We start from the raw sequence: 5,115 nt of genomic DNA on the forward strand, positions 1-5,115 counted from the left end.
GCGACAAGTCCAGATCCGCCAAACACATCGATAAATATGCTCTCCCCATCGATCTCCCCATCTGCTCTCATAGTATTTAGCACTTGCTTGATATGCTTTAGCATATTTTTCTTATTTCCCATAAAGGGTAGCGGCGGCTTTGTGTAAATCATCTTTGCCCTTGTGTTTTTGCGTGATTATTCACTAAACACAAGCACACAAAAAGGGGTAAAGCTGAAAAATATGCTACAATAATAGCGGAGGCAGAAGCTTAAATATCGCCTGTCCGCTGACTAAGTGCTTCTATAATGTCAGCACCTTGTATAATTTCTTGCGCTTTGGTGATTTCCTTGCTTAAATATTTGCTGTCTCTCGTTTTAAAATGTGTTATAAATGTTTTATTCTCATCTTTTGTAACTAAGAGATAAAAATAAGGTTCTTTCCTTTCGCTTTTATATCGTTTTAAATATTTGTCTTTGCCATCCTTTTTGTAATGCACCTGCGGTGTTTGCAATGTGTCGTCCAAAAGGCTAAAAATCTCCTGCCTTGCCTTTGTGTCTGCTCTAGTGTTTAAATGCTCTTGTAAGTTTTCTATATTGTCAAATCGTTTTATTAACGCCTTGATTTTAGCTTCGTTAATCGGTTGGGGGGTAGGGTTGGGGGGTAAATTTTCCAAATGTGTCTGTATGGTGCTTTGTAGCTGTTGCTGCATTTCTTTTGATTCCCCTTGCACTTTTTGCGTGGATTTTAGCGTATCTCCTGCTTTGTCTCCTAGCTTCTTGCTTAACGCTTCGCCGTGCATTGTCGCTTCGGCTATGGTATTTTCTAAAGGCGTATCCATAGTCTCGTGCGGGTGGTCTGTGTATTTGCCTTGATTGATTACTTCCTGTGCAGCTTGTGCTTTGGCTAAAAAATCTTTTTTCTTTGATTGCTCCGTGTTTATACGCTCGTTTTTATACCACTCTTCATAATCACTTGTCTTTAAATCTTCTATGTTTTTATCTGTATTTTTTGCGGCTCTTTTTAGGATTTGCACATCTTTTTTTGTTGGTAGATTCATTCTGCTTTCTACATTTCTTGCTTCTACTTCCCCGTGTTGGATTGCGTATTTGTGAAAATTTTCATCACTTGTAACATAGTCTTTAAACCCATATGCAAAGCCCTCTATATCTTGGATCGCGTGTTGTAGCTCGTGGTAGAGACTAATTTTTGCTTCTTTTGCTTGGAGATTTTTGATATAAATATCTTTAAGCTTAGGATCATAGCTTGCATTAACACCACGCCCTAACTTTTTATCCTCGATAACTAGTATATTTTCAAGCTTTGGATATGCGTTAAAAAGCTCATCATCTTGTAAGATTTTAGACAAAAATGCTCTTTTATAAGGTCTCCCAAATTCATCTTTTGTCAGTAGCTCTCCGCCCCTTTGGCTTATCTCAAACTTCCACCTTTGATCTTTGTCCTTATACCAGCCTGTTTGCTCCCATATCTCTATCTCTTTCGCGCCTTTTGCTTCTAGCTCTTTTGCATTTTCTAGCCTTGCTTTGTGCGGTGCGTAGGCTTCATTTGCCAGAGCCTTCTCCCCTGCGAAAAGCTGTGGATTTATATCAAAAAGCTTATTGTTGTGTAAAAAGCGCGACAAAGCATTGTGCGTGCTTGCGGTGGCGTAGGTGTGTAGATCTCTTTTGGCGATTTCTCGCATTAGCTGTGGATTGTCCTTGGCGATGTTTGGGTAGCTTTTGGCTACTTTTCTTGCTCGCCATTCTAGCCCCTTTGCCACTGCCTTGCTCCCAGCTGTGCTGCCGAGTAGTCCTAGGGCAAACTTCTCGGGGCTAAATCTCCACTGCCCATTTTCATCTTGCTCCACTCCTGCCACGCTCCCGCCTAGTAGTCCCGCTCCTAAGTGTGGATTGCTGTGAAAGATATTGGGACTAGAGTCATTAAAATACTTCCGCCCACTCTCACTCTCTACGCCCCTGTTTTCTATGTGTTTTATTTGATTGCTATCAAGCACCATAATCGTATCTGCCACGGGGTGTTTTTTGCCATTTTGGGTGTTGTCATCTATGATATTTTTAAATATTATAGAATCGTAAAAATCCCTAATATTTTCTTGCACGCTTTTAGGTATATTGTTAATAGCTTCATCTATATAATCATTAAATGTATGCCCTTTAAAATCTATAACTAAAGGATTTTTTACATTTAAAAAAACTTTATAAATATTATTATTATAAGTTTTTGCTATTTTTATATTTGAACTAAAATAATGCCCTTTTAAAAAATCATCATCTTGATTACTTAAAGTTGTCTTAAACACTTCAAAATTTACATATTTATTTTGAAAGGGATCAAATTCTTTTTGCCCTGTGCCGTGATAAAACACCTTCGGCACTCCGTTTTCATCTTTTGTCAAAGGGTGTGAATCTTTATGCCACTCGAGCAAGTCTTTTGCCTTTCTCCCATCGTAGTTAAACTTTTTCATAGTGGATTCTAGTAACTTGCTAGAATCTTGTGCTACAATCTCGCCAAGCGTTTCAGTGGGCGTTACAGGCTCTGCATATCCTGTATTCCTAGACACTATCTCGCTACCTTGAGGCTCGGGTGCAGAGGGCTTTAACTCAAGGGCTTCTAGTTCTAGTGTGTATATTTTGCTCCCTTGATTATCTCCACTTAGTGATTCTTTCAGCGTTATGAGTGCGTTTGCATTGTCTAAATCCGCGTTGTAGCGATGTATTAAAACATTGGGGTTTGTGCTTTTGCTGTCCTTGTGCGTTTCTTTTAGCCTTGCTTTTTGGTAGAGTTTATCCACTTCTTGCACGGCTTTAAAATGCTCCGCTGGCTCAAATCCGTTTGCCACGCTTTTTGCCACTGCTTTATCGCTTATCATTTTTGCGATATTCTTGCGCGATATTTGCGCTACTCTGCCGTCGTTTTGGTTGGTTATGGGTTTGTTGATTAAAGGGGATAGAATCGCCTTTGTCTGCTCTCTTTGCTCGTGCTTTGTCTTAGGCTCGCTAGAATCCACTTTTTCACTGCCCATCGCCCTGTCCCTAAACTTCTGCGCTTCCCACTGCGTGCTAAAGTCGTCTTTGTAGTTGGTGATGATGCTCTCTAGCTCTCCTTTTAGTCGTTCATACGCATTTGTCTTTTTCAGTCCAAAGATTTCTTTGGCACTTGCTATGAGCTTAATGATATTATCCACAAGCTTTTCAAAAAGCCCGATATTTTTGAGCTTCTCCACAAAGCGTGGGTTAGCAAGCTCGGCAAGCATTTCGTGCTCGTTTTTCAGCCCATAGTCTCCTGTATGCTCTCCGCCCTGCCACCTTTTTAGCCCTAGCTCATCGCGTTTGCTAAAAAGCTCGGCATAAATCTCTTTAATGTTTTTTATCGCGTTTTGCTGTGGTGTGGTGAGTAGGTCTAGCTGCCCTCTATCATAGGCATAAATCGCGCGGCTTGTAACGCTATGGATAAGCTCGTGGAGTAGGACTTTGTGCTTTATCTCTTGGGATATGCCTTTTTTAAGCGTGGCGGCGTTGGGGTTTGTGCGATACATTCCAGCGATGTCTTTTGTAAAATCACTGCTAGCCCTTTCATAGCGGAATCGCACGGCAGAGCGGATATTGACCCCTAGCTTTTGCGCGATTGGCAGCACCTTTTCAAAAAGCTCGGTTTGGATTTGCGTGGGGCTTGCTTTGTAGAATAAATCTCGCGCTTGCGTGTAGGTCATCTCATAGCTTTTGGCGTCTTTGTCTTGCTTGTCGTGCTTTTTTAGCTCTTTGGCGATGAAGTCTAGCGTCTCATCAAACTCTTTAAAATGCCACTCCTGCGCGCTTTTTTCTTGCAAGACTCCTTTAAATCTGTCTAAAAACCTTAACTTAGCCCCTAGCTTGCTAACCTGTGTGAAAAATCGCTTATTTTCTCTCTCTAGCTCGTAGGCTATCAGGGTTTTTGCCTGCTCTAGTGGCGTGAGTTTGTCGCTTATGAGCCACCCTGTGCCTGGCTTATCCACAAAAGGCACAAAGATGTTGCCGCGCTTTTTGGCGTAGGGCTTGGCAGTAGTCTCTATGCGCTGCAAGGCTTCTGCTATCTCATCATCATCGAAGTTCTTGGTCTTTATAAGCTCTTTAAGCTGGTCTTTTTGCTCTTTTAAGGGGGTGTGTAAATACTCTAAATGCTCTTTGGCGATTTGTATCTTGGTGTGCGTGTCTTTGCCTGCGATTGCTTGCTCAAAGCCTTGCAGGGTTTTTTTCTCATCGGTGTAGGGCTTTTGCTGTGGTATAATGGCGGTATCCGTTTTTAATGGCGGAGTGTTGGCATCAGCGTGTGGCTCATAACCATAAGGAGCTGGAGATGGATTAGCCTTTTGGCTATCCACCGCATTTTTATACGCATTTGAGTTTTTATAGCTTCCGTTTTCAAAATACATACTTTTAAACGCTAATTCATTGCCTTTTTTACGGATACTTTCTACCACTACCGCATATCCATTAACCTGCTTAAAGCTCAAAATAACTTCTTGCCCTAAATCATCTTTGCTAAATAGCTTTTCATCAGCACCCTTTACAATGTTTCTATACTCTGCTATGTCGGTATAATCCACCGCTTTTTGTCCGCTATTTTTTACAAGAGCAGATTCTGCTCCGTGCCGATTTAGCGTGTGGTTTATGGCTTGGTAGTCGATTGTTACTCGCACATCTTGGGGGTGTTTAAACCCTAGCCGCTCCGCTTCGGCTTGACTTAGCTTATCAATGGCTACTTTTTTATTATTTTTATGTGCGTATTCTACGACTTGGGGCGTGAAGTTGGCTTCCCCTATGATTTGCATATCTCGCCCTTTTGCTGGGCTAGAGTCTATAATATCTTTTATCTCTTGGCTTATTTGTGTGGTGGATTCTAGGGTAGATTCTGCTTGCGCGCTAGGCTCTAGCGTTATAATCTCATCGCCTTTTTGGATTTGGGTGTAGCCTTTTTGTTTAAGCAGGTCTTGCACGCGTGGCAGCGCGCTTAAATCCATATCAAAAAAGTAGGCTAGCTCTCTTTGCAGCTTCTCTAGGCAATACATCTTACCCCTTAGTTTAAAAATCCTACTATGGTAGAATCTTGGGCGTTTTTATAAAAGGGGTAAGAATGGAT

The 5,115-nt window shown here is 41.5% G+C and carries 1 protein-coding gene; it reads right to left on the bottom strand.

The features are described 5' to 3' along the window. Nucleotides 1-250: 250 nt before the first annotated feature. The gene (locus NYG90_RS10435) at nucleotides 251-5,044 is read right to left on the bottom strand and encodes a PBECR3 domain-containing polyvalent protein (RefSeq protein WP_285265037.1); all 4,794 of its coding nucleotides are present in this window, start codon (nucleotides 5,042-5,044) and stop codon (nucleotides 251-253) included. Nucleotides 5,045-5,115: the final 71 nt, after the last annotated feature.

The organism is Helicobacter zhangjianzhongii, from assembly GCF_030249855.1.
In the GTDB taxonomy this organism is placed as follows: domain Bacteria; phylum Campylobacterota; class Campylobacteria; order Campylobacterales; family Helicobacteraceae; genus Helicobacter_B; species Helicobacter_B zhangjianzhongii.